Source organism: Streptomyces sp. TLI_55 (assembly GCF_900206255.1).
GTDB classification, from domain to species: domain Bacteria; phylum Actinomycetota; class Actinomycetes; order Streptomycetales; family Streptomycetaceae; genus Streptomyces; species Streptomyces aquilus.
This window is the reverse complement of record NZ_OAOJ01000001.1, coordinates 2,643,887-2,669,306: the sequence shown is the minus strand read 5'-3', so window position 1 is coordinate 2,669,306 and position 25,420 is coordinate 2,643,887. Positions and strand designations below refer to the sequence as shown.

Genomic DNA, 25,420 nt, shown 5'->3' with positions numbered 1-25,420 from the left:
GGGATGGGGGACACTGGATGCCCGTGGCGCAGCAGTGTCGCTGCAGCGCGGCAGTGTCCCCCGACCGGTCTCGACAGGAGAATCGCCCCCATGCCCCGCCTCGCCGTCTACGCCCTGATCGTCTGCCTGCTCGCCGTCGCCGCGGCGGTCGTCTCGTTCGCGCAGGGCAGCTTCCTCGGGATCATCTGGGTGCTGCTCGCGGGGCTGTCCAGCAACATGTGCTGGTACTACGTGAAGCGGCGCAAGGTCACGAGCTGACCGAGCAGAAGTCGCTGGTCTGCCAGAACCGGTACAGGTCCTGGCCGCAGTAGGTCTCGAAGTCGCTGATCCCGAGGCCCGCCAGGATCGAGTCGATCAGGTCGAAGAACGCGTGGTTGACCGACGGCACCCACAGCAGCGCGAAGACGAACAGCAGGCCGAACGGCGCGAACGGCTCCACCTGGCGCTTGATGTTGTACGACAGCCAGGGCTCGATGACGCCGTAGCCGTCCAGGCCCGGGACCGGCAGGAAGTTCAGGATCGCCGCCGTCACCTGGAGCAGGGCGAGGAAGGCGAGCGCGAACCGGAAGTCGGCCGGCACGCCGTCCAGGGCGTCGAGCCAGAACGGGGCGGTGCACACGGCCGCGAACAGCACGTTGGTCAGCGGCCCGGCCGCCGAGATCAGGCTGTGCTTCCACCGCCCCCGGATCCGCCCGCGCTCGATGAACACCGCGCCACCCGGCAGCCCGATCCCGCCCATGATGACGAAGAGCACGGGCAGGACGATGCTGAGCAGGGCGTGGGTGTACTTCAGCGGGTTCAGGGTCAGATAGCCCTTCGAGCCGACCGAGATGTCACCGCTGTGCAGGGCGGTACGCGCGTGTGCGTACTCGTGCAGACACAGGGAGACGATCCACGCGGCCGTCACGAACAGGAACACCGCCACCCCGGGCTGCTCCGCGAACCCGGTCCAGGTCGCCCACCCGGTCACCGCCGTCACGGCGAGGATCCCCGCGAAGACGGGGCTGATCCGCCGGTCGCTGCGGCGGGCGGCAGTGGCTGTCATGGGGTTCCCCCGACTCTCGTACGCGCTGTGGGACTGCCCGACCGTACCGGGCGTACGAGGAAAACGTCTCGCGGGCGGCCATCGGTTCCGTAGAAGGTGGGGGACGAGGTGAGCCGGCCGCGGCGGGCCGCCTTCGTGACCCGGTGACCGGCCCTCGAACTACCAGAGACAATGGACCCCGTGCGCTATCGCATCCTCGGCACCACCCAGGCACTCCGTTCCGACGGCACCCCCCTTCCGGTCGGCGGGACGCGGCTGCGTGCCCTGTTGACCGTGCTGGCGCTGCGGCCCGGCCGCACCGTGACCGTGGGGCTGCTGGTCGCCGAGGTGTGGGGCGGCGACCCGCCCGCCGACGCGCCTGCCGCCCTCCAGGCGCTGGTGGGGCGGCTGCGCAGGGCCCTCGGCGCGGACGCCGTCGCCTCCGTGGACGGCGGCTACCGGCTCGTCGCCGCCCCCGACGAGATCGACCTGCACCGCTTCGACCGGCTCACCGGCGAGGGCGCCCGCGCGCTGGCCGACGGCGACGCGACCAAGGCGGCCGGCGTCCTCGACGACGCCCTGGCCCTGTGGCGCGGCCCGGCCCTCGCCGACCTGCCCGACCGCACCGCCGAGTCGGCCCGTTGGGAGGCCCGGCGCCTGGACGCCCTGCGGGCCCGCCACACCGCCGCGCTCGCCCTCGGCCACGCCGAACAGTCCCTCCCCGAACTGACGGCTCTCTGCGACAGCCACCCCCTCGACGAGCCCCTCCAGTCCCTCCGCCTACGCGCCCTGCGCGACGCGGGCCGCACGGCGGAGGCCCTGGCCGCCTACGAGAACGTGCGCCGACTGCTGGCGGACCGGTTGGGAGCAGACCCCGGGCCGGAACTGCGAGCACTGCACGGGGAGTTGCTGGCCAACGGGTCGGCGGGACGGGGCCCGGCCGCGAGGCGGGGACCGATTGCGGGGCAAGGGTCGCCAGTTGGGCGCGGGGCCGTGGTGGACGCGGGGCCGACGGCGGGTTGGAGCTCGGCGGCGGGTTGGGGCCCGGCGGCCGACCAGGACCCGGCGGCCGACCAGCGCCCGGCGGTAGACCAGGGCTCGGCGGCGGGTTGGGGCCCGGCGGTAGACCACGGGCCGGCGGCGGGTTGGGGCCCGACGGCCGACCAAGGCCCGGCGGCCGACCAGCGCCCGATGGCCGACCAGCGCCCGACGGCCGACCGGCGCCCGATGGCCGACCGCGGGGCGGCCGCAGGCCAGTGGCCCGCGGCACCTCAGGACGCGGTCGCGTCGTCGCCGTCCGTCGCCTCGGCCGACGCGTCCGGGCGCACCGCGGGAGGCCTCCCCACCTCTGGCAACCTCCGCGCCCGTCTCACCTCCTTCGTAGGCCGCGAGGCCGACATCGAGGCCATCCGGGGGGATCTCGTCGCCGCTCGGCTCGTCACCTTGCTCGGGCCTGGCGGCGCCGGGAAGACGCGGTTGTCTCAGGAGGCGGCCGAGACCGTGCGGGGCGCGGCGCCGGACGGGGTGTGGCTGGTCGAGCTCGCTCCCGTCGACGACCCCGACGACGTGCCGCAGGCCGTGCTCACCGCCGTCGGCGCCCGCGACACCGTGCTGTACGGGGCCGGCGCCGAGGCGATGCGGGCCGGGAACGAGCGGCACGACGACCCGGTCGAGCGGCTCGTCGAGCACTGCGGCAGGCGGCGGATGCTGCTGATCCTCGACAACTGCGAGCACGTCGTCGAGGCCGCCGCCCGGCTGACGGAGGCGCTCCTGGAGCGGTGCCCGCAGCTGACGGTGCTGGCCACCAGCCGTGAACCCCTCGGCGTACCGGGGGAGTTGCTGCGGCCGGTCGACCCGCTGCCCGAGCCCGTCGCGCTGCGGCTGCTCGCCGACCGCGGGGCCGCCGCCCGGCCCGGCTTCCGGGTCGAGGCCGACGAGGAGACCGCCGCGGCCTGCGCCGAGATCTGCCGACGCCTCGACGGACTCCCGCTCGGCATCGAGCTCGCGGCCGCCCGGCTAAGGATGTTGACGCCGCGTCAGATCGCCGACCGGCTCGACGACCGGTTCCGGCTGCTCACCTCCGGCAGCCGCACCCTGCTGCCCCGCCAGCAGACCCTGCGCGCCGTCGTCGACTGGTCCTGGGAGCTGCTGGACGAGGCAGAACGGGACGTGCTGCGGCGGCTGTCGGTGTTCGCCGGCGGCTGCGACCTCGCCGCCGCCGAGGCCGTGTGCGGTCCGGCCGCTCTGGACGCGCTCGGCTCGCTCGTCGACAAGTCCCTCGTGGTGGCCGCCCCTTCGGAGCGCGGGGAGATGCGCTACCGGCTCCTGGAGACCGTCGCCGAGTACGCGAGTGAGCGCCTCGACGAGAGCGGCCGGCGGGCCGAGGCCGGGCGCGCGCACCTCACGTACTACCGCGAACTCGCCCGCACCACCGACCAGTTGCTCCGCGGCCCGGGCCAGCTCGCCGCCATCGGCCTGCTGGAGCGCGAGTACGAGAACCTGCGCACCGCCCTGCGGCTCGCCGTCGCCGAACACGACGAGCAGGAAGGGCTCTGCCTGGTCCTGTCGCTGGGCTGGTACTGGCAGATGCGCGATCTGAAGATCGAGGCCCGCAACTGGTCCCGGGAGATCATGGGCCTCGGCCCCGACCCGTTCCCCGAGCCCGTCCGCCCCGCGCAGCCGGTCTGGCAGCGCTGCACGGACACGCCGCCGCCCTGGACCGGAGAGGTGCTCGAGGAGGCCCGGCGCGGTCTGCATCTGACCCATCTCGCCTGCATGGACACCGAGTTGGAGGCCTGGCAGACCGAGGCGGCGCAGGTGAAACTCCGGTCCATCGCCCAGACGTACGAGCCCGGGATGCCGCAGACCTGCCGCATCCCCGGCTCCCTGTGGCTCTTCGCCGTCATGCTCACCGGGGACATGGAGCGGCTGCGGCTGATCCTCGACGAGACCGTGCGCACCTCCCGCGAGACCCCCGGATACGACTGGGAGCTCGCCGCGAGCCTGCAATGGCGGGCCAACCTGTTCGCCCACCGCATCGACTGGGAGGGAGACGCCATCGCGGACGCCGACGAGGCACTGGCGATCTACGAGCGCCTCGGCGACCTGTGGGGCACCGCCGAGGCGCTCGCCGCGCGGGCCGAGTCCCATGAGCGCAAGGGCCGTTGGGGCGAGGCCGCGGCCGACTACGAGGCCGGCATCGACCTCGCCGCCCGGCTCGGCGCCCGCGCCCAGCAGGCCGTGCTCAAGGCCCGGCTCGGCAGCGTCCTGATGGAGTCGGAGCCCGAGCGGGGAGAGCTGCTGCTGCGCGAGGTGCTCGCCTCCAACGACAACGGCCACAATGAGGCGCTGCCCGCCGCCCGGCTCTTCCTCTCCGCCCGGCTCGCCCAGACCGGCCGGGTGGCCGAGGCGCGCGAGCAGGTCCGGCTGCTGCGCGAGGAGTTCGGCATCTCCCACTTCATCATCTTCGACGCCTTCATCCTCGGCGCGGAGTCCCACGTGGAAGCGGCCGCCGGCTCCTTCGAAGCCTGCCTCGACAAGGTCCGCCAGGCGCTGGGCAGGGCCGAGGACCCGCTGTCCCAGGCCATCGCCCCGCACATGCGCGCCCAGTACCTGCACATCGCCGCGCTCGGCCTGGCAGGCGTCGGCCGCGCCGCGGACGGGGCCCGCTGCCTCGCGGCCGGCGACGCGCTGCTGCCGGCCGGCCGCGTCATGCCGGCCTACGAACGGGAGCCCCGCGAGCGGGCCGAGCGGCAACTGCGTGCGCTGCTCGGCGACGCGGCCTACACCACGGCGTACGACGAGGGCGCCGGTCTCTCCCCCGGGGAGGCCGCCGCCCTCGTCTGAACCGCGCCACCGGCCGACGTCAGCTCTTCGTACGGAACTTGTGGATCGCCACCGGCGCCATCACCGCGGTGATCGCCACCGACCAGCCGATCGTCACCCACAGGTCGTGGGCGACGGGACCGCCCACCATCAGTCCGCGCGCGGCGTCCGCCAGCGTGGACAGCGGGTTGTAGTCGGTGAAGGTCTGCAGCCAGCCCGGCATCGAGGTCGTGGGCGCGAAGATCGACGAGCCGAACTGGAGCGGGAACAGCACCAGGAAGCCCATCGCCTGCACGGACTGCGCGCTCTTCATGACCACGCCCAGGGTGAGGAACACCCACATGATCGACGAGGCGAACGCGGTGGCCAGCGCGACGGTCGCGAACAGGCCGGGCCAGTTGGTGATGTCGAAGCCGACGGCGACCGAGACCAGCATCAGCACGGTCGTCGCGAACAGCATCCGCATCAGCTCGACGGAGATCTTCGCGAACAGCACCGAGCCGCGCCCGATCGGCAGCGACCGGAACCGGTCCATGACACCGGAGTTGAAGTCCTGGCTGAACCCGGTGCCGACGCCCTGGGAGAGCGTCATGCTCATCATCGCGATCATGCCGGGGATGACGTACTGGACGTATTGGTCCTGACCGCCGCCCAGCGCCTGCCCGATCGAGCCGCCGAAGACGAACACGAACAGCAGGGTGAAGATGACCGGCATCAGCAGCGCGTCGGCCATCGACTCGGGGTCCTGGCGGATCCACAGCAGGTTGCGGCGGATCAGGGCGCCGGTGTGCCGCAGATGCCCGCGCAGCGGGATACGGACGTCGTCGACGGACTTGGCGGCGCTGTCGGCGGTAAGGGTGGCGGCGCTCATACGGCGACCTCCTCGCGGGTCTCGGTGGGCACGGTGTCCTGCGGGGCACTGGCGCGGTGGCCGGTGAGGGACAGGAACACCTCGTCCAGGCTGGGCAGTTCGGTGGTGATGCTGGAGACCGTGATGCCGCGCGCGGTGACCGCGCCGACCACGGCGGTGAGCTGTTCGTCGCTCAGGATCGGCACCAGCAGGGAGCCGGACCCCGGGTCGACGGTGGTGGTGGCCAGGCCGGTGATGCCGAGCGCGTCGAGGTGCCCGGCGAGCGGGCGCAGCTGCAGCGGATCGGCGGGGCGCACCCGCAGGGTCCGGCCGCCGACCTTCGCCTTCAGCTCCTCGATGCCGCCGCCCGCGATGACCTTGCCGCGGTCCACGACGGTCAGCTCGGAGGCGAGCTGCTCGGCCTCCTCCATGTACTGGGTGGTGAGCAGGACGGTGACCCCGTCGCCGACCATCCGCTTGACCTCGTCCCACACCTCGTTGCGGGTGCGCGGGTCGAGGCCGGTGGTCGGCTCGTCGAGGAAGAGCACCGCCGGGTGCCCGATCATGGAGGCGGCCAGGTCGAGACGGCGGCGCATACCGCCCGAGTAGGTGCTCGCCGGGCGCTTGGCGGCGTCGGTGAGCGAGAACCGCTCCAGCAGCTCGTCGGCCCGCCGGCGGGCCTCCTTGCGGGGCAGGTCCAGCAGCCGGCCGATCATGTAGAGGTTCTCCCAGCCGGGGAGCTTCTCGTCGACCGAGGCGTACTGGCCGGTGAGCCCGATCACCCGGCGCAGCTGCCGCGGCTGCCGGACGACGTCGTACCCGGCGACCGTCGCGAGGCCGGAGTCGGGGGAGAGAAGGGTGGACAGGATCCGTACGAGGGTGGTCTTGCCGGCGCCGTTCGGCCCGAGCACACCCATCACGGTGCCCTCGCGCACGTCCAGGTCGACGCCGTCCAGCGCCTTGGTCTCGCCGTAGTGCTTGACCAGTCCCCGCACGGAGACGGCGATGTCGGCGCCGCTGCGGTTGTTGTCGATTCGCGTCATGCCGAGAACGGTGCCAGGGCCCACCGACAAACGACCGACAGCCCACCGACAGCGCCGACAGACCGCCGACACCACAGATTTTTGTCCCGCCGACGGCCGCAAAACGCGCAGCAGCCCGCCGATGGGGGAAGTCGGCGGGCTGCCTCTGTGCCGCAGTGGCTCTAGTGGACGCTGTGCTCTTCCTGCGGGAACGTCCCGCCGACCACGTCCTCCGCGAACGCCTTCACCGCGTCGCCCATGACCGCGCGGAGGTCGGCGTACTGCTTCACGAACTTCGGCACCCGCCCGCCGGTGAGGCCGAGCATGTCGGTCCACACCAGGACCTGCGCGTCCGTCTCCGCACCCGCGCCGATGCCGACGGTCGGGATGTGCAGCGTGCGCGTGACCTCGGCCGCGAGCTCCGCCGGGACCAGCTCCAGGACGACCGCGAAGGCACCGGCGTCCTGCACGGCCTTGGCGTCGCGCAGCAGCTGCGCCGCCGCCTCCTCGCCGCGGCCCTGGACGCGGTAGCCCATGGCGTTGACGGACTGCGGGGTGAGGCCGATGTGGGCCATCACCGGGATGCCGGACTCGACGAGGAGCCGGATCTGGTCGTACGACCGCTCACCGCCCTCCAGCTTGACCGCGCCGACCCCGGCCTCCTTGACCATCCGGGTCGCCGAGCGCAGCGCCTGCACCGGGCCCTCCTGGTAGGTGCCGAAGGGCAGGTCGCCGACGATGAGCGCGCGGGACGTACCGCGGACGACGGCGGCCGAGAGCATGGTCATCTCGTCGAGGGTGACCGGCACGGTCGACTCGTAGCCGAGGTGGGTGTTGCCCGCGGAGTCCCCGACGAGCAGGACCGGGATGCCGGCCTCGTCGAAGACGGCCGCCGTGGACGAGTCGTAGGCGGTGAGCATGGGCCACTTCTCGCCGCGTTCCTTGGCGAGGGCGATGTCGCGGACGGTGATGCGGCGGGTGCCCTTCCCCCCGTACAGCGCTTTGCTGCCGTCGGAGGGCTTCGTCGGGGCAGCCGAAAGCTGCGTCATGGCAACGGCTCCTTCAGTCATCTCGAGGCGCCCTGACGGCGTCCCCGGATCACCTCCATGGTGGCACCTCGTGTCACGCGCGGCCAGACCGGGTGAGGGGACGTGGGTCACGCGTCGAGCGGGGCACGGCTCGTTCTTAAGGTCTCCGTAAAGAATTCCGATACGAGACGGTGCCGTATCGGAATGGGTCTAGTCTCGACCGTATGACTTCTCCTGCCGACCCCGCCTTGACCGGCTCCCGTATTCCCGAGGCCGTGCACCGGCGCCGCTGGGCGATCCTCGGCGTGCTGATGCTGAGCCTGCTGATCGTGGTGCTCGACAACTCGATCCTGAACGTCGCGATCAAGACGATCTCGACCCCCGCCCCGACCGGCCTGGGCGCCACCCAGAGCGAGCTGGAATGGGCGATCAACGCCTACACCCTCGTCTTCGCTGGCCTGCTGTTCAGCGCCGGGCTCCTCGGGGACCGGCTCGGCCGCAAGCGGGTGCTGCTCGGCGGGCTCGCCGTGTTCGGCATCGGCTCCGCCCTCGCCGCCTCCTCCGGGTCGCCGGAGCAGCTCATCGCCTTCCGCGCGGTGATGGGGCTCGGCGCCGCCTTCGTGATGCCCGCCACGCTCGCCGTCCTCATGAACGTCTTCGAGCGCGAGGAGCAGCCCAAGGCGATCGGCATCTGGGCCGGCGGCGTCGGCCTCGCGATCGCCATCGGGCCGATCACCGGCGGTGTGCTCCTCGACCACTTCTGGTGGGGCTCGGTCTTCCTCATCAACGTACCGATCGTGGTGCTCGCGCTCGGGCTGATGCTGTGGCTGGTTCCGGACTCCCGCGACCCCAACCCGGGGCGCGTCGACCCCGTGGGCGTCGTCCTGTCGGTGGTCGGCCTGGTCCTGCTCGTCTACGGCATCATCAAGGGCGGCCAGCTCGCCGACTTCACGGACCCGAAGGTGCTGTCGACCATCGGCGCCGGTCTCGTCGTGCTCGTCGCGTTCGTGGTGTTCGAGAAGCGCAGCGACCACCCCTCCATCGACGTCACCTACTTCAAGAACAAGGTCTTCTCGGCCGCGATCGGCGCCATCGCGCTGGTCTTCTTCGCGCTGATGGGCGTGACGTTCTTCTCCGTCTTCTACACCCAGAGCGTGCGCGGGTACTCGCCGCTGCAGACCGGTCTGCTGATGCTGCCGCTCGCCGCCGCGCAGATGATCTTCGCGCCGCGGGCCCGGCTGGTGGTCGACCGGTTCGGCAACAGGGCCACCACCACCGCCGGGCTGCTGGTCATCGCCGCGACCCTCGCCGCGTTCGCGGCGTTCGAGGCGGACACCCCGATCTGGCTCCTGGAGGTCGTGTTCTTCCTCATGGGTGCCGGCATGGCGCACATCATGACCCCGGTCAGCGTCGTCATCATGCAGGCGCTGCCGCGCGAGAAGGCCGGTTCCGCGTCCGCGCTGAGCAACACCTTCCGGCAGCTCGGCGGCGCCCTCGGCATCGCCGTCCTCGGCTCGGTCCTCTCCACGGCCTACCGCAACGGCATCGAGGACAAGCTCGGCCTGCTCCCGGCCGGCGCCCGGCACACCGCGGGCGAGTCCATCGAGGCCACCCTCGGCGTCGCCGAGAAGCTCGGCCCCCGGGGCGAGGCGCTCATCGCCCCGGCCCACGACGCCTTCCTGCACGCCATGCACGTCACCGCGCTGTGGGGCGCGGGCGTCGCGGTGCTCGGCGCGGTCGTGTGCGCCGTGTTCCTGCCGGGCCGGCCGCCGGCCGACGAGAAGGACGAGCAGGGGCGGGAGTTGGTGACGGCGACGGAGTAGCCGGGCGCCCGTGTCAGTGGGGGGACAATCACCTCGGACCACAGAAGGGACGCAGCGACGTGACCAGCCTCGCCGAAGCCGGAGGCACCCTCCGCCCCACCGCCCCCGCCCGCGGGCGTCCCCGCAGCGAAGCCGTCGAGCGGGCCATCGTCGAAGGGGTGATGAAGCTGCTGGAGGACGGCGTCCCGCTCGCGGAGCTGTCCATCGAGCGGATCGCCCGTACCGCAGGCGTCGGCAAGGCCGCCATCTACCGGCGGTGGAGCGGCAAGGAGGAGCTCTTCGTCGACGTCGTCCGGACCGCCGAGCCGCCGGACCCGCCGCTGCCCGGCACCTCCATGCGCGACGACATCGTCGTCCTGCTGGAGTCGTTGCGGCAGCGCGGGCTGATCACCCGTACCTCGGCGATCCTGCACAACGTCTACGCCCAGATGAAGCAGAGCCCGAAGATCTGGGCCGCCTATCACGACGCCGTCGTCGCCCCCCGGCGTCGTGTCGGCCTCGACGTCCTGCGCCGCGGCCGGGACAACGGCGAACTCCGCGCCGACATCGACCTGGAACTCGTCAACGACCTGTTCGTCGGCCCGATGCTGGTGCGCGCCATCATGCGCCCGGACGCCGACCTGCCCGAGGGGCTCTCCGAGCAGATCGTCGACGCCGTCCTGGAAGGTCTACGGCCCGTCAGCTCATCGTCCGTCAGTTCGCCGACCCCGTAACCCCGATGTGCGCGTTTCGTCACAGACGGCGCTTTCCACGGCCGTGTCCGGAACTCCGAACGGCGACTTGTACGTCCTCGTGCGGGTACGGCCGTCATGGGACGGCAGGATCGGAACCGATCATCCCCTAGGGTCTTGAGTTACGTCGGGGGACGGACGGATGCACGGCAGGCAGTGAGGCGACGCGGTATGGCGCAGCAGGCGTACATGGAGGAGACGGACAACGGCGGCTCGGGACCCGAGCGCCGGGGCTCCAGGTTCCGACGCCTGCTGGACAGACTGACCGGCCCCTGGCGCGGCGACCCGCGGATCTGGCGGCGCGGTCTCGTCCTCGCCGCCCTGGCCCTGGTCCTCGCGCTGATCATGCTGATGCACTCCCGCATCCCCAACGCCATCGGCAACCTCGGCAGCCTCACGGAGACCTTCCTGCCCTGGCTGGGCCTGTTGGTCCCGGTGCTGCTGGTCCTCGCCTTCGTACGGAAGTCGGCGACCGCCCTGATCGCGGTGATCCTCCCGGCGGCCGTCTGGCTCAACCTCTTCGGCGGGCTGCTCACCGACAAGGCGGGCGCCGGCGGCGAGCTCACGGTGGCCACGCACAACGTGAACGCCGACAATCCCGACCCGTCCGAGACCGCCCGTGGCGTGGCGGCCTCCGGCGCGGACGTCGTCGCCCTGGAGGAGCTGACCTCCGCGGCGGTGCCGACGTACGAGAAGGCACTGGCGGGGACGTACAAGTACCACTCGGTGCAGGGCACCGTCGGGCTGTGGAGCAAGTACCCGCTGAGCGGGGTCAAGCCGGTCGACATCAAGCTGGGCTGGACCCGCGCCATGCGGGCCACGGTGACCACGCCCGAGGGGCAGGTCGCCTTCTACGTCGCCCACCTGCCCTCGGTCCGCGTGAAGATGGAGGCCGGTTTCACCGCCCGGCAGCGCGACAAGAGCGCCGACGCGCTGGGCGAGGCCATCGCCGACGAGCCGCTGGAGCGGGTCGTGCTGCTGGGCGACCTCAACGGCACCATGAACGACCGCGCCCTCAACGCCGTCACCTCCCAGCTGCGCTCCACGCAGGGCGCGGCCGGAAGTGGGTTCGGGTTCAGCTGGCCGGCCTCGTTCCCGATGGCGCGGATCGACCAGATCCTGGTCAAGGGCGTCGAGCCGGAGAGCTCGTGGACGCTGCCGGAGACGGGCAGCGACCACCTCCCCGTGGCCGCCCGCCTGACGGTGGACACGTCGTCGTAACCGTCTGGAATACTGGGCCTGCCAGGCTTTGTTCCGAAGGTGAACATAAGCACCCCGGAACAACCCCGAAAGGCCCTTCATGCCCCTCGCCCTGCTCGCCCTCGCCGTGGGCGCATTCGGCATCGGCACCACCGAGTTCGTCATGATGGGCCTGCTGCCCGAGGTCGCGGACGACCTGCACGTCTCCCTCCCCACCGCCGGCCACCTGGTCTCGGCGTACGCGCTCGGCGTCGTCATCGGCGCCCCGCTGCTCGCCGCGGTCACCGCGCGCATGTCCCGTCGTACGGTCCTCATCGCGCTGATGGCGCTGTTCGTAGCCGGCAACGCGGCCTCCGCCTTCGCGCCGGACCACCACTGGCTGCTGGTTGCCCGCTTCCTCAGCGGCCTGCCGCACGGCGCCTTCTTCGGCGTCGGCGCGGTCGTCGCCACGACCATGGTCGCGCCCGAGCGCAAGGCCCGGTCGGTGTCGCTGATGTTCCTCGGGCTGACCGTCGCCAACATCGCCGGTGTGCCGGTCGCCACGCTCATGGGCCAGCACCTGGGCTGGCGGGCCACGTTCCTCGGGGTGAGCGCCATCGGCCTCGCCGCGATCGCGGCCCTGGCCGCGCTGATCCCGCACGACCGCGTGGCCCCCGCGCACGGCGGCCTGCGCGGCGAGCTCGCGGCCCTGAAGTCCCTCCCGGTCTGGCTCGCCCTCGGCACGACCGTCGCCGGGTTCGGCGCGCTCTTCGCCGCGTACAGCTACATCACGCCGATGCTCACCGACTCCGCCGGGTACGCCGACACCAGCGTCACGCTGCTGCTCGCGCTGTTCGGCGTGGGCGCGACGGTCGGCAACCTGGTCGGCGGCCGGCTGGCCGACCACGCGATGCGGGCGACCCTGTTCGGCGGCCTGGTCTCGCTGGTCGTGGTCCTCGGCGCGTTCCCGCTGCTGATGAGCACGCCGGTGAGCGCGGCCTTGGCGGTGGTCCTGCTCGGCGTCGCCGCCTTCGTCACCGGCTCACCGCTCCAGCTGATGGTCATGGAGAAGGCCGCCTCGGCCCCCTCACTGGCCTCCTCCGCCAACCAGGCCGCCTTCAACCTGGCGAACGCCGGGGGCGCGTGGATCGGCGGCCTGGCGCTGGCCGCGGGCTTCGGGGCCACCTCCCCGGCCCTGGCGGGGGCGGCACTCGCCGTGCTCGGCCTCGGCATGGCGGCTACGGCGGCCCTGGTGGACCGGCGCCGGGCGACGGCACCGGTGTCGGCACGGGAACGCGTCATCGCCTCGCACGTCCCTGACGCGCCGGCCGTGGGCGTCGCTCGCTGAGCCGGGGCCACTCACACTCGCAGCGGCTGAATCCGGCCCGCGTGTGCGGCGGCGCGCGACCGTGCCGGTGTTGCACGGGAACGCGTCATCGCCTCGCACGTCCCTGACGCGCCGGCCGTGGGCGTCACCCGCTGAGCCGGGGCCACTCACACTCGCAGCGGCCGAATCCGGCCCGCGTGTGCGGCGGCCGAATCCGACCCACCCTCGTAGCGGCCGCCCCCGCCCCCCCCCACGCCGCAGCGGCCGTACCGGACCCCGAGTCCGAGCGGCCGCACCGGCCCTAGGACGACACCGGCTCTACGACGAGGCGGCCGCACCGGCCCTAGGACGACACCGGCTCTACGACGAGGCGGCCGCACCGGCCCTAGGACGACACCGGCTCTACGACGAGGCGGCCGCACCGGCCCTACGGCGACACCGGCTCTACGACGAGGCGGCCGTACCCGCCCTACGAAGACGCCGCCGTGCGCAGTTCCTCGAACCGTTCCAGATCGCGCAGCCATGCCCGTGCCGAGCTGTCCGACGGGGCGCGCCAGTCGCCGCGGGGGGACAGGGAGCCGCCTGCCGACACCTTCGGGCCGTTCGGCATGGCCGAGCGCTTGAACTGGGCGAAGCCGAAGTAGCGGCGGCAGAAGACGCCCAGCCACTCGGCGATCTCCGGCAGGTCGTACGCCACCCGCTTGGCCTCCGGGAACCCCGGCGGCCACGCGCCGGCCTCCGCGTCCCGCCAGGCGTGCCAGGCGAGGAAGGCGATCTTCGACGGGCGGAAGCCGTACCGCAGGACGTGGAAGAGCGTGAAGTCGTGCAGCGCGTACGGGCCGATCTTCGACTCCGTCGACTGCATCTCCTCGCCCGGCACCAGCTCCGGGCTGATCTCCGTGTCGAGGATCGCGGTGAGCGTCTTGCCGGTCTCGTCGCCGAACTGGCCGCTGCTGACGACCCACCGGATGAGGTGCTGGATCAGGGTCTTCGGGACGCCGCCGTTGACGTTGTAGTGGCTCATCTGGTCGCCCACGCCGTACGTCGACCAGCCGAGCGCCAGCTCGGAGAGGTCACCGGTGCCGAGCACGATGCCACCGCGCTGGTTGGCCAGCCGGAAGAGGTAGTCGGTGCGCAGGCCCGCCTGGACGTTCTCGAAGGTGACGTCGTACACCGGCTCGCCGGACGCGAACGGGTGCCCCATCTCCGCCAGCATCAGCCGCGCGGTCGGCGTGATGTCCAGCTCCGCCGCGGTGACGCCGAGGGAGCGCATGAGGGCGTGCGCGTTGTCCTTGGTGTGGTCGCTGGTGGCGAAGCCGGGCAGCGTCCAGGCGAGGATGTCGCTGCGCGGACGCCCGGCGCGGTCCATCGCGCGGGCGGCGACGATGAGCGCGTGGGTGGAGTCGAGGCCGCCGGAGACACCGATGACGACCTTCGCCCCGCCGATCGAGGCGAGCCGCTGCTGGAGGCCCTGGACCTGGATGTTGTACGCCTCGAAGCAGTCCTGGGCGAGCCGCTCCGCGTCGGCCGGCACGAACGGGAAGCGCTCCAGACGCCGCCGCAGCCCGAGGTCGGTGAGCGGCGGGTCCAGCTCGAAGCCGACCGTACGGAAGTCGCGCGTGCGGGCCGCGTGCGTACGGCGGTTGTCGTCGAACGTGCCCATCCGCAGCCGCTCCTGCCGCAGCAGGTCGAGGTCGATGTCGGCGACCGCGTACTCGTCACCGAGCGGGAAGCGTTCGGTCTCCGCGAGCAGTACACCGTTCTCGTAGATCATCGTCTGGCCGTCCCAGGACAGGTCCGTGGTCGACTCGCCCAGACCGGCCGCCGCGTAGACGTACGCCGCGAGACAGCGTGAGGACGCCGAACGGCACAGCAGCTTGCGGTCCTCGGCCCGCCCGACCGTGATCGGGCTGCCGGACAGGTTGACCAGCACGGTCGCCCCGGCGAGGGCCGCCTCCGCGCTGGGCGGCACCGGCACCCACATGTCCTCGCAGATCTCGGCGTGCAGGACCAGACCGGGGACGTCGGACGCCTCGAAGAGCAGATCCACGCCGAACGGGACCTCGAAGCCGCCGACCCGGATCGAGCCGCCGCGCTCGTCGGCGCCGTCGCCGATCTGCCGGCGCTCGTAGAACTCGCGGTAGTTCGGCGGGTACGACTTCGGTACGACCCCGAGGACGCGGCCGCGGTGCACGATCACCGCGCAGTTGTAGACCCGGTTGCGATGCCGCAGCGGGGCGCCGACCACCAGGATCGGCAGCAGGTCCGCGGACCCGGCCACCACCGTCGCGAGCGCCGCCTCGACCTCGTCGAGCAGCGCGTCCTGGAGCAGCAGGTCCTCGATCGAGTATCCGCACAGCACCATCTCGGGAAAGACCGCGACCGCGACCCCTTCGTCCGAGCAGCGCCGCGCATGCCGCAGGACCGCTTCGGCGTTGGCGGGCGGGTCGGCGATGACGGTGTGGCCCGTACAGGCGGCGACACGCGCGAAGCCGTGCTGATAGATGGACCAGAAGTTCGGCTGGAGCACGGGGCCAGTGTAATCGTCAGGGCGACGCGATGGGGGGGGGTGGATCGAACCCGCGGTTTCGATGCCCGACCTTTGGCGTGATCATGGCGAAGCGTTATGCTGAATCCTGCGGATTTGCTGGCCAGTCGCAAGCAGGAGGCGCTGTGGAACGCGAGGCCGTCACTGTGCGAAACGATCATGCGTCGGAGTGGGGCTGGTTCCTGGCATGGCTCGCGGTCGGAGGGTGCGTCGCGCTCGGATTGGCCGCATTGCTGTCTGTGGGCCTGGTCTTGATCCCCCTGGGAGCCCTGGCCGCCGTGTTCCTGCTTCGGAAGGGGCACCGGAACGCCGTCGTCGGGGGCCTCGCCGGTCTGTCTCTTCCTCTCTTCTACCTCGCCTACCTCAACCGGGGCGGGCCGGGGAACGTGTGTCACGCGACGGCCGGCGGGGAGACCTGCACCGACGAGTACGCCCCGTTGCCGTTCCTTGTCGCCGGTGCGCTGTTCTTCGCTGCCGGATTCCTGGTTTTTCTGATTCTTGACCGTCGGCACAAGGGAACTCGCTGATTCACGGACATCGTCCGGTTTTCTGGCCGTCGACAGACTTGCCGGAAAACCGGACGAGGAGTGTCCCATCGGCGATGCGACTTCTTCGTGCCCAGTTCTACTTGCTTGGGGAGGGGCTGGCTGCGGCACTCCCCGAGGATGTCGAAGCAGAGCCATTATGTACGGCTTCGTCAAACTTCGGAAAGCATACGTACCATTCTCCGGAGTTCTTGCACACCGCAACCTTGAACGCGGGGTCCGAGCTGTCTTTCCGGTGGTTCTCGACGCATTTCTCGTTCGTGTGCGGTGCGACTGTCGCACCCTTGGGTATGACCGGGGAGCTGCACATCTTCCCGGTCAGAACGACGGTCCCGGAATCGTCTTTCGTGTGCACCGACCCGACTCCGAGGTTCTGGGACCGGACCGAGGAACCGGTCATGCCGGTGAAGAGAACCTTCAGCACCCCGCGCTCTCGCGGTAGAACCAGCGATGACGCCTCGGCGAACCGGCCGGAGAAGAGGTCCGTGGAGTACTGCACGGCCACCGTGCCGGGTTCCGTCGGCCGTGAACCGGCGGCGGAGCCGGGGGTGCCCGGCGTGCCGGTGGCGCCGGTCGAGCATCCCGTGGCTGCCAGCAGTAGAGCTGTCAGGAGCGGGGCTGCGCCCCACGCGCCCGTCCGCAGAGGACGGGGCGCGCGGGACGACTGCCCGGTGAGCCGGATCATGCTCAGGAGGTCCATCCGTAGCCGTTCGAGGTGCGGTGGTGCACCAGGTTCGAGCATCCGCCCGCCTTGCTGTCGCTCCACGTGGACTTGCGAGCCCCGCTGCGGTAGCCGTAGACGTGCACGTTGTGCTTGAAGACGGCGGTGTCCGTGCTGAAGCCGCAGGCGGCCCAGCCGGACGGGCCCAGCAGGAGCAGCACGACGTCCTCGAAGTCGTTGTTCTTGAAGGTCTCGGCGCCGCCGGTGCCCCAGCCACCGCTCACGGAGCTGATCGACGGCCTCGGTGTGCCGGAGGTCGACCAGCCGTCGTACTTGAACTTGTAGGCGTTGTTCCGAGCGGTGAGCGTGCCCCCGGCGCCGTACAGCGGCCAGCGCAGGTTCGTGGTGAGTGACGTGATGGTGATGTTGACCGGGTCGATCCACGCCGTCTTGGTGTGGGCGTTGCTGTACGAGGTGCTGGCGGCAGCCTCGGCCGCTCCGGTGTCGTTGAACGGCGTCGTGGCCGCACCGACGGCTGCACTGGAGTCGCCTGTGGAGGAGGTGCTTTGCGGCACCTCGGCGACGGTGTTGGTGTCCGCCCCGGAGGCCAGGCTGGCTTCCTGGGTGGGAGTGATCGTGCCGGTGAGGATCCGGTCCTGGCAGGTCGTCGGGTTGTATCCGACTTCCTGCTGGTAGGTCGTGGACGACGACGAACCGCTGTCGGAGGAGTCGAACTGGCAGGTGCCGTCGCTCAGGACCGTGCCGTTGACGGTGGTCACGGTGCCGGTGACACCGAACTGTCTCGTGGCGTCGTCCGAGTAGGTGATCCACCCGTCATCCCCGACCGTCACTCCGGGTACGCCGGTGGAGGAGGCGGAGGGGGAGGGCGACGCGGTCGGAGTCGGCGTCGAACCGCCGCAGCCAGGGCTGACGGTGTTCGTCGAGACGGGCCCGTCGGCGAACGCGGACACCGCGTCCGTGCAGCCGGCGGGCGCCGCGTTCGCGATGCTCACCGGTCCCCCCACGGCGAGGAGTGAGGCGGACAGGGCGAGCGTGACCACGGACCGTGGCCGGAATCGAGACATGACGCTCCTTTGGTGCGGAATTGAATTCAGCGCAAAGTCCGTGTGAATGGTTCAGAACGGACAGCGCCCCCCGTTTTTGCAGCGTGACCGCCCTGGGTTGCATTGACCCTACGAGTGAAGAACTGTGAAGATCAAGTGCGGATTCCCCCATTCCTGCAAAGGAACCTTTTCCGATTCATGCTTATTGTTTTGCCGTTTAGGGTTGTTGATTTCGTGGTGAATTTACTTTCTGGTGCGCTCGGCGTCGGGAACGCCGCCGGCAAACGAAAGCGCCCGCCCCTCGGAATGAGGAGCGGGCGCAAAGCGCTCAAATGAGGTCAGTGGCGACGGTACGACCGGACGTAGTCGTACGCCGGCGAACCCACGCCGGTCACGTCGTCATAGCCCTTCACCGCGGAAAGTGAGCTGTCCTTGCCGAGGCTGCGGACCGAGGTCGTGAGACCGTCGGAGGCGTCGAAGGAGTTGACGAAGTCGGTGCGGGCCACCGCCAGGTCGGAGCCTGTCGGCTTGTCCGTGACGTCGTGGAAGACACCCTTCTCGCCGTACTTGCAGTAGATCAGCGGGTTGGCGAAGCCGATCGCCTTTCCGTGGCGCGCCTCCTGGGCCAGGGCCTGGACCGCAGCGATCACCGGGGCGGCGAGGGAGGTGCCGCCGAAGCGGGACTCGCTGTACTGCTGCGTGCCGTCGGGGAAGGTCTGGGTCTGGCCGACCAGGAAGCCGGTGTTCGGGTCGGCGACCGCCGCGATGTCCGGGACGACGCGGTTACCGGTGGCGCTGTTGGCCGTGGCGAGCGCGTTCGGGACGATGTCCTTCTGGTAGAAGGGCTCGGCGACCGTCTTGCTGGTGCCGCCGCCCGCACCCGAGGTGAACGCGCCGGGGAAGTCCTTCCAGCTCTTGCCGTCCGCGGACAGCACGGCCTTCTCGGTACCCCAGCCGGTTTCCCACTGGTACTTGTCGCCCTTGCCGACGGCCAGCGAGGTACCGCCGACCGCGGTCACCCACGCCGAGTTGGCCGGGGAGTCAACCTGCTTCGTATCGGTGTTGGCGACCTCGTCGCCGTTGTCACCGGAGGAGAAGTAGAAGCCGATGCCCTCGACCGCGCCCAGTTGGAAGACCTGGTCGTAGGCGGCCGCGCGGTCTGGCGTCTGGCTTGCCTCAGTGTCGCCCCATGAGTTGGAGACGATGTCGGCCAGGTGGTGGTCCACGACCTTGCTGAGCGAGTCCAGCAGGTCGTCGTCGTGGCAGGAAGCGGCACCCACGTAGGTGACGTCGGCGTTCGGCGCAACGGCGTGCACGGCCTCGACGTCGAGCGTCTCCTCGCCGTACCAGCCCGCCGCCTGGCACTCCTCCGTGTTGGTGTAGTCCTTCGGCAGCACCTGGTGCAGTTGGCCGGCCTTCCAGGCGGCGTCACCGTTCTTACCCGCGTAGACAGCTGCGTCGGAGGCGATGGTGGGCGAGGCGTAGGCGTCCGTGATGGCGATCCGGGAGCCCCTGCCGGTGTAGTGGCCGGCGCCGTAGGCGGAGCGCAACTGCTTGCCCGTGTAGCCCTTGATCGCGTACGGGATCTTGCCGCCGTACGCGTCCGGGAGCGTGGTCGCGATGTTCGAGCCATAATACGAGGAGAATGGCCCGGAGTTCTTGAACACGGCATCCGGCGGGGGCAGTTGGTCGTCGTGCCTCGCCGTGTGCGGGGCGTTGTCCAGGCCGGTGACGGTCAGGACGGCGCCGTTCAGGCTCTCCGGCGCGGAGGCCGCCTTCGACGGGGCGCGGTAAGTCTTCGTGCCCTTGGTGTAGTTGTGCAGCTGGGTGCCGAACGCCTTCTCGGCGGCGGCCACGTCACCGGTGACGGAGACGTAGTGCTGCGTCACACCGGTGACCTTCAGACCGGCCGACGCCAGCCAGGACTTCACGGCGGCGACCTGGGCCTTCGTCGCGCCGAAGCGGGACTGGGCCTGGCCGGCGCTGAGGTACTTGCCGTACGACGCCGAGGACGGGTCGGACACCGACTTCGCGTACTCGGCGAGGCCGACCGCGTCCTTGCCCGCCAGGTAGACACGGGCCGAGACCCGCGAACTGTCGGCGGCGGCGCCCTTGTCGGCCTTCGCGGTGGCCCACGCGGGCTTGGTCCCGGCCAGCGGGTCACGGGCCGGGGAGTCCGAGGCGTGCGCCGCGGGTATGCCGAGCGCCAGCGCGCCGGCGATCATGGGCAGTGTCGCTGCCATGCTCACTCCGGCGCGCGTTCTGGCGCGGTTGGATCTCATGGAACCCCCTGGTTGCGGTTCGTCGCGAGTAGATCACTCGCCGGGCAACTCTTTCGACGAACCGTTCATGCCAGGGGAATGCAAAACCCAAGAAGACCCCAATTAACCTAATGCCAAGGCCATTTGAGGGTGAACGCGCTATGAGGACCGAGGGGAAACCCTCTATGGACCGCAGCGGTTGCCTGGGAACTCCCTACGAACTCCCTAGGAACGCGGTTTCGCGCCCCGCTCCTTGAGCATGTCCGTCATCAGCTCGATCTCGGACTCCTGCGCGTTCACCATGCCCTGCGCGATGTCCTTCTCCACCTTCACCGTGCAGCGCGCCACACAGCCCTCGGCCATGTGGATGCCGCCCTTGTGGTGGTCGGTCATCAGCTGCAGATAGAGGATCTCGGCCTGCTTGCCGCTGAGCTTGCGGAGTCTGTCCAGCTCGGTGTTGGTGGCCATGCCCGGCATCAGCGCGCCGTCCTTGCCGTCGGCCATGCCGCCCATGTCCATCCAGGTCATCGGCGGCTGCGACGACACCTTCGGCAGCCCCCACAGATCGAGCCAGCCCAGCAGCATGCCGCGCTGGTTGGCCTGCGTCTGCGCGATGTCGAAGGCGAGCCGGCGCACGTCCTCGTCCTTGGTGCGGTCGCGCACGATGAACGACATCTCCACCGCCTGCTGGTGGTGCACCGCCATGTCCCGCGCGAAGCCCGCGTCCGCGGAGTCGGCGGTGGGCGTGGCCGCGCTGTCGTCGCCGTCCGCGACCGCGTAGGTGACCGCGCCGGCCGCGACGAGCACTGCCGCCGCGGTCCCCGCGATCCAGCCGACCTGCCTCACTGCGCCTTACCGCCCGTGCACACCGCGCCCTTCTCAGGCGTCTGCTCGCCCTGGACGTACTTCTCGAAGAACTTCGCCACGTTCGGGTCCTTCGCGCCGGTGACCGTCCGCTGGTGGCCCCACGCCGTCAGCATGATCGGGTCCGCCTGGCCCTCGTACGGGCTCATCAGCGTGTACGGCGTCGCCTTCACCTTCGCCGCGAGCGCGTCCACGTCGGACTTCTTGGCCTTGCTGGTGTACGTCACCCAGACCGCGCCGTGCTCCAGCGAGTGCACCGCGTTCATGTCGTCGAGGGCCTTGGTGTAGACGTCGCCGTTGCAGTTCTGCCAGACCGCGTTGTGGTCACCGCCGGCCGGGGGCGTCATCGGGTACTTCACCCTCTTGGTGACGTGGGTCTGGCTGAGCTTGGCCGACCACGTCTTCACGCCGTCCTTGCCGGTGGTCCAGTGGCCCGGGTTCTTCGAGTCGGCGGCGGTGCTGCTGTCGTCGCCCTGCGACTGGACGAGCACGACGGCGCCGACGACGAGGGCGGCCACGACCGCCACGCTCGCACCGATCGTGAGGATCCGGTTGCGGCGCTCGCGAGCCTGCTCGGCACGCCGCATCTCGGCTATGCGCGCCTTCCGCTCAGCGGATTCCTTCTTCTTGGCGGAGCCCATGCGGTTGTGTCCTTCTGGGGAATGGGGGCCGGTCGGGTCCGCTGATCGTAATGGGGAAGGCGTGGTCTCTCGTAGGGCGGGCACAGGAATGGCCGAAGATCGGGTTCCGCCGGCGGCCGGGGGCGTGGCAGCTCACGGCCTGCCCGGCATTACGTATACGGGTCCGAGCAGGCAAGATGGGCGGCAGAACAGTACACCTGTCGGACGTGAGGCGTTCAACCGGGCGTCGGCCTGCCGATCATGGTCCGCAACACGGATGAAATGGTGTTGTGGTGGGATGCTCAGGTGCCCGACCGTCTCTCTCGGGACTGGAGGCAGGCGGCCTGACCAGCAAGGATGGGGAAGCTAGATGGACAAGCAGCAGGAGTTCGTGCTCCGGACGTTGGAGGAGCGCGACATCCGGTTCGTACGCCTGTGGTTCACGGACGTGCTGGGCTTCCTCAAGTCCGTCGCCGTGGCCCCGGCCGAGCTGGAGCAGGCCTTCGACGAGGGCATCGGCTTCGACGGCTCCGCGATCGAGGGCTTCGCCCGGGTCTACGAGTCCGACATGATCGCCAAGCCGGACCCGTCGACGTTCCAGATCCTGCCCTGGCGCGCCGAGGCCCCCGGCACGGCCCGGATGTTCTGCGACATCCTGATGCCGGACGGCTCCCCGTCCTTCGCGGACCCGCGCTACGTCCTCAAGCGCGCCCTGGCCCGCACCTCCGACCTGGGCTTCACGTTCTACACGCACCCCGAGATCGAGTTCTTCCTCCTGAAGGACAAGCCGCTCGACGGCTCGCGCCCCACCCCGGCCGACAACTCCGGCTACTTCGACCACACCCCGCAGAACATCGGCATGGACTTCCGCCGCCAGGCGATCACCATGCTGGAGTCGATGGGCATCTCGGTCGAGTTCTCCCACCACGAGGGCGCCCCGGGCCAGCAGGAGATCGACCTGCGGTACGCCGACGCGCTCTCCACGGCCGACAACATCATGACGTTCCGCCTGGTCATGAAGCAGGTGGCGCTGGAGCAGGGCGTGCAGGCGACGTTCATGCCGAAGCCGTTCTCGGAGCACCCCGGCAGCGGCATGCACACCCACCTCTCCCTCTTCGAGGGCGACCGCAACGCGTTCTACGAGTCGGGCGCCGAGTACCAGCTCTCCAAGGTCGGCCGCTCCTTCATCGCGGGCCTGCTGAAGCACTCGGCCGAGATCTCCGCGGTCACCAACCAGTGGGTGAACTCGTACAAGCGCATCTGGGGCGGCTCCGAGCGCACGGCCGGCGCGGGCGGCGAGGCCCCCTCGTACATCTGCTGGGGCCACAACAACCGCAGCGCCCTGGTCCGCGTCCCGATGTACAAGCCCGGCAAGACCGGCTCGGCCCGTATCGAGGTCCGCTCGATCGACTCCGGCGCCAACCCCTACCTGGCCTACGCCGTCCTGCTGGCGGCCGGCCTCAAGGGCATCGAGGAGGGCTACGAGCTCCCGCCGGGCGCCGAGGACGACGTCTGGGCCCTCTCGGACGCCGAGCGCCGCGCGATGGGCATCGAGCCCCTCCCGCAGAACCTCGGCGAGGCCCTGACCCTGATGGAGCGCAGCGACCTGGTCGCGGAGACGCTCGGCGAGCACGTCTTCGACTTCTTCCTGCGCAACAAGCGCCAGGAGTGGGAGGAGTACCGCTCCGAGGTGACGGCCTTCGAGCTGCGCAAGAACCTCCCGGTTCTCTAGTTCACCTGCCGGTTCTCTGGTTCACGTACGCGGGGGACACAGCCGCGGTGCTGATGCGCCGCGGCTTTCCCGTGCCGTCCGCCGGGACGGTGTACAGGTCCGCCCCGTAGTCGCCCGGCAGCGCGTACACCAGGGTGCGGGAGTCCTTCCACACCGCCTGGTCGTCGACGCTGCGGGACTCGGCCAGCGGTGTCTCGCGCATCGTGCGCAGATCGAGGACGTACAGCCGCCAGGGCGCGTCCTTCGGCAGGCCCGGCACCCGCTTCTTGTACGCGATGCGGGTGCCGTCGGGGGAGAGGGACGGGCACTCGACGTTGGTGTGGAGCGTGGTGAGGGTGTGGGTCCGCAGGCCGCCCCTGACCAGGTAGGTCTTCCCCTTCGTGGCCAGCGTCGCGTAGAACGTGCGGTCGTCCGCCGCGAAGGTCACGCCCCAGAAGTTGACGTCCGCCGCGTGGTAGGCGCGGCCGTCCTTCACGATCCGGAACGCCTCCAGGGACGGGATCAGCTTCCCCGTGCGCACGTCCACGATCGCCGCGCGCGTCGAGAAGTTCGTGCCCGCGTACGAGTCGCCGCCGACGAACGCCGTCCAGGCGGCGAAGTGGCCGGTGGGCGAGACACGGGCGCGGGAGGGGATGCCGGGGACGTCGTAGCGGGCCTTCGTGCGCAGCCGTGCGTCCAGGATCAGGGCCCGGTAGGAGTCCGAGACCGTGCCGTGCACCGCCTGCAGGCACACCCCCGTGCCCGAGGCGGCGTAGAAGCGCAGGCACTTGACGCCCGAGGCGGTGCGCGGGCCCGCCGGGTCCGACGCCGGTACGGTCGTCAGCTCGTCGCGGTGCGGGCCCCACGCCATGTTGCGGAAGACCATGCGGCCGGGGGCGGTGAGGGTGACCGTTCCCGAGGTCACCCGGGGGCCGCCCGGCTGGGTCTGGTTCCTGCGCTCCGCGCGCGCCGACGCGTGCAACACCGACGTCACCGCCACCGCCGCGAGGGCGGCCAGGGCGGCCAGCAGGATCAGGATGCGGTTGCGGACACTCACGCGGCGGCCTCCCGGGCAGCGGGACGCAGGGTCGTCAGGGACACGGTCGCGCACAGGGCCAGCGCCGCCGTCGACGCCAGCAGCGCCGTACGGTCGCCCCACAGCGACCACGCGGCGCCGAAGCCGAGCGAGCAGGCGAACCGGGCCAGCGCCTGGCCCGTCTGCACCACCGCCAGCCCCGACGAGCGCAGCTCCTCCGGCACGCTGTCGGAGGCCGCCGCCATCAGCACGCCGTCGGTGGCCGCGTAGAAGCAGCCGTGCAGAAGCAGCACGGCGTAGGGGAGCGCCGGGCCGTGCCACGAGGTCAGCAGGAGGGCGTACGCCGTCAGCAGCGCCCCGTGGCCGGCCAGGAAGACGCGCCAGCGCCCCACCCGGTCCGCGAGCCTTCCCAGCGGCACCGCCAGCAGCAGGAACGCCGCCGCCGTGCCCAGCGGGAGCAGCGCGAACCAGCGGTCGGGGACGCCCTGGCGACGCTGGAGGAGCAGATAGACGAAGGAGTCGCTGACCGTCGCCAGGCCCAGCAGCAGGGCGCAGACCGTGACGCGCCGCAGATCGCGGCGGGCCAGCAGGGCGAGGGCGGCGCGCAGGGTGGGCCGGACGGTCGTCGCCACCGCCGGCGCCGCGGACGAACCCGGCACGAACAGCACCAGGACCAGCACCCCGGCCACCGCCACGCAGAAGCTCACCGTGAAGACGGCGTCGTAGCCGTCCACCGTCTCCCGCAGGATCCAGAACGCCACCAGCGGGCCGAGCAGCGCGCCCGCCGTGTCCATGGCGCGGTGCACGCCGAAGGCGCGGCCCCGGGTGTCCGGCGTCGACGCCAGGGAGATCAGCGCGTCGCGCGGGGCCGTGCGCAGGCCCTTGCCGGTGCGGTCGGCGGCCAGGACCAGGCCGATCGGCGTGAGCGACTGCGCGAGCAGCAGCAGCGGCTTGCAGGCGGCCGAGATGCCGTACCCGATGCCCGCCACCCACTTGTGGCGGCCGCCGCCGCGGTCGGCGAGATGGCCGCCGGCCAGGCGTACGAGGGCCGAGAAGCCGTTGTAGACACCGTCCAGGAGGCCGAAGCCCAGCGGGGACAGGCCCAGGCCCGTCACCAGGTACAGGGGGAGCACCGCCGTCACCATCTCCGACGACACGTCGGTGATCAGGCTGACCGTGCCGAGCGCGAGGACCGTGGGGGCGACCGCGGTGCGGTACCGCCCGGCGGCGAAGCGCCGGGCGGTACCTTCCGCGGACGCCTGCGCGGCGGGTGTGCCGGCGCGGCTGTCCGCTACGTACAT

20 protein-coding genes are annotated in these 25,420 nt (G+C 70.9%); 8 read left to right on the top strand and 12 right to left on the bottom strand.

Going from position 1 to position 25,420, the window contains the following annotated elements; genetic code table 11:
• Nucleotides 1–3: 3 nt before the first annotated feature.
• Complete coding sequence (locus tag CRP56_RS47525) at nucleotides 4–258, top strand: hypothetical protein (protein ID WP_257040733.1); 255 nt, start codon at nucleotides 4–6, stop codon at nucleotides 256–258.
• Here CRP56_RS47525 and CRP56_RS12385 read toward each other — a convergent pair.
• Complete coding sequence (locus tag CRP56_RS12385; RefSeq protein ID WP_097263255.1) at nucleotides 248–1,045, bottom strand: site-2 protease family protein; 798 nt, start codon at nucleotides 1,043–1,045, stop codon at nucleotides 248–250. The genes CRP56_RS47525 and CRP56_RS12385 overlap by 11 nt on opposite strands.
• 171 nt (nucleotides 1,046–1,216) lie before the next feature.
• On the opposite strand from CRP56_RS12385, the gene CRP56_RS12380 reads away from it, so the two are divergent.
• Entirely contained in the window at nucleotides 1,217–4,870 is a 3,654-nt protein-coding gene (locus CRP56_RS12380; protein WP_097263253.1) for an AfsR/SARP family transcriptional regulator, read from the top strand.
• A gap of 19 nt (nucleotides 4,871–4,889) precedes the next feature.
• Here CRP56_RS12380 and CRP56_RS12375 read toward each other — a convergent pair whose 3' ends face one another.
• The 3 genes from CRP56_RS12375 to panB all read right to left on the bottom strand — a co-directional run bounded on the left by CRP56_RS12375 (nucleotide 4,890) and on the right by panB (nucleotide 7,770).
• Complete coding sequence (locus tag CRP56_RS12375) at nucleotides 4,890–5,720, bottom strand: ABC transporter permease (protein WP_097263251.1); 831 nt, start codon at nucleotides 5,718–5,720, stop codon at nucleotides 4,890–4,892.
• Nucleotides 5,717–6,742: an ATP-binding cassette domain-containing protein gene (locus CRP56_RS12370; RefSeq protein ID WP_179850995.1), complete on the bottom strand. Its 1,026-nt coding sequence runs from the start codon at nucleotides 6,740–6,742 to the stop codon at nucleotides 5,717–5,719. The genes CRP56_RS12375 and CRP56_RS12370 overlap by 4 nt, the downstream gene beginning before the upstream one ends.
• Nucleotides 6,743–6,903: 161 nt before the next feature.
• The gene (gene panB, locus CRP56_RS12365; RefSeq protein WP_097263247.1) at nucleotides 6,904–7,770 is read right to left on the bottom strand and encodes a 3-methyl-2-oxobutanoate hydroxymethyltransferase; all 867 of its coding nucleotides are present in this window, start codon (nucleotides 7,768–7,770) and stop codon (nucleotides 6,904–6,906) included.
• A gap of 203 nt (nucleotides 7,771–7,973) precedes the next feature.
• On the opposite strand from panB, the gene CRP56_RS12360 reads away from it, so the two are divergent.
• The 4 genes from CRP56_RS12360 to CRP56_RS12345 all read left to right on the top strand — a co-directional run bounded on the left by CRP56_RS12360 (nucleotide 7,974) and on the right by CRP56_RS12345 (nucleotide 12,830).
• Nucleotides 7,974–9,572 (top strand): MFS transporter, encoded by a 1,599-nt coding sequence (locus tag CRP56_RS12360; protein ID WP_097263245.1) that lies wholly within the window; start codon nucleotides 7,974–7,976, stop codon nucleotides 9,570–9,572.
• A 59-nt stretch (nucleotides 9,573–9,631) separates the two neighbouring features.
• The gene (locus CRP56_RS12355) at nucleotides 9,632–10,285 is read left to right on the top strand and encodes a TetR/AcrR family transcriptional regulator (protein ID WP_257040728.1); all 654 of its coding nucleotides are present in this window, start codon (nucleotides 9,632–9,634) and stop codon (nucleotides 10,283–10,285) included.
• A 189-nt stretch (nucleotides 10,286–10,474) separates the two neighbouring features.
• Nucleotides 10,475–11,524, top strand: coding sequence for an endonuclease/exonuclease/phosphatase family protein (locus CRP56_RS12350; protein WP_097263244.1), 1,050 nt, complete (start codon nucleotides 10,475–10,477; stop codon nucleotides 11,522–11,524).
• Nucleotides 11,525–11,603: 79 nt separating this feature from the next.
• On the top strand, nucleotides 11,604–12,830 hold the full coding sequence (locus CRP56_RS12345; RefSeq protein ID WP_097263242.1) for an MFS transporter: 1,227 nt from the start codon (nucleotides 11,604–11,606) through the stop codon (nucleotides 12,828–12,830).
• A 448-nt stretch (nucleotides 12,831–13,278) separates the two neighbouring features.
• Here the strand turns inward: CRP56_RS12345 and CRP56_RS12340 are convergent, their stop codons facing one another.
• A complete protein-coding gene (locus CRP56_RS12340; protein WP_097263240.1) occupies nucleotides 13,279–15,339 on the bottom strand; it encodes an NAD(+) synthase in 2,061 nt (686 codons plus the stop codon).
• A gap of 143 nt (nucleotides 15,340–15,482) precedes the next feature.
• Here CRP56_RS12340 and CRP56_RS12335 point away from each other — a divergent pair, with 143 nt between their 5' ends.
• Nucleotides 15,483–15,884 carry a hypothetical protein gene (locus tag CRP56_RS12335; RefSeq protein WP_179850994.1) on the top strand — a complete coding sequence of 134 codons (402 nt, stop codon included), beginning with the start codon at nucleotides 15,483–15,485 and terminating at the stop codon, nucleotides 15,882–15,884.
• Between the two features lie 97 nt (nucleotides 15,885–15,981).
• Here CRP56_RS12335 and CRP56_RS47125 read toward each other — a convergent pair whose 3' ends face one another.
• The 5 genes from CRP56_RS47125 to CRP56_RS12315 form a co-directional block, all read right to left on the bottom strand.
• A complete protein-coding gene (locus CRP56_RS47125; RefSeq protein ID WP_143664898.1) occupies nucleotides 15,982–16,407 on the bottom strand; it encodes a hypothetical protein in 426 nt (141 codons plus the stop codon).
• Nucleotides 16,408–16,589: 182 nt separating this feature from the next.
• A complete protein-coding gene (locus tag CRP56_RS12330) occupies nucleotides 16,590–17,648 on the bottom strand; it encodes a hypothetical protein (RefSeq protein ID WP_143664897.1) in 1,059 nt (352 codons plus the stop codon).
• Nucleotides 17,649–17,965: 317 nt separating this feature from the next.
• Nucleotides 17,966–19,909 (bottom strand): S53 family peptidase, encoded by a 1,944-nt coding sequence (locus tag CRP56_RS12325; protein WP_097263236.1) that lies wholly within the window; start codon nucleotides 19,907–19,909, stop codon nucleotides 17,966–17,968.
• A gap of 204 nt (nucleotides 19,910–20,113) precedes the next feature.
• Complete coding sequence (locus CRP56_RS12320; RefSeq protein WP_097263234.1) at nucleotides 20,114–20,734, bottom strand: DUF305 domain-containing protein; 621 nt, start codon at nucleotides 20,732–20,734, stop codon at nucleotides 20,114–20,116.
• A complete protein-coding gene (locus CRP56_RS12315) occupies nucleotides 20,731–21,393 on the bottom strand; it encodes a DUF3105 domain-containing protein (protein WP_097263233.1) in 663 nt (220 codons plus the stop codon). The genes CRP56_RS12320 and CRP56_RS12315 overlap by 4 nt, the downstream gene beginning before the upstream one ends.
• Nucleotides 21,394–21,742: 349 nt before the next feature.
• Here CRP56_RS12315 and CRP56_RS12310 point away from each other — a divergent pair, with 349 nt between their 5' ends.
• Nucleotides 21,743–23,104, top strand: a complete 1,362-nt coding sequence (locus CRP56_RS12310; protein WP_079306476.1) for a glutamine synthetase family protein — start codon at nucleotides 21,743–21,745, stop codon at nucleotides 23,102–23,104.
• Between the two features lies 1 nt (nucleotide 23,105).
• Here the strand turns inward: CRP56_RS12310 and CRP56_RS12305 are convergent, their stop codons facing one another.
• Together CRP56_RS12305 and CRP56_RS12300 are read right to left on the bottom strand one after the other, a co-directional pair.
• Complete coding sequence (locus tag CRP56_RS12305) at nucleotides 23,106–24,140, bottom strand: TolB family protein (RefSeq protein WP_097263230.1); 1,035 nt, start codon at nucleotides 24,138–24,140, stop codon at nucleotides 23,106–23,108.
• Nucleotides 24,137–25,420 carry an MFS transporter gene (locus CRP56_RS12300; RefSeq protein WP_097263228.1) on the bottom strand — a complete coding sequence of 428 codons (1,284 nt, stop codon included), beginning with the start codon at nucleotides 25,418–25,420 and terminating at the stop codon, nucleotides 24,137–24,139. Before CRP56_RS12300 ends, CRP56_RS12305 begins: the two co-directional genes overlap by 4 nt.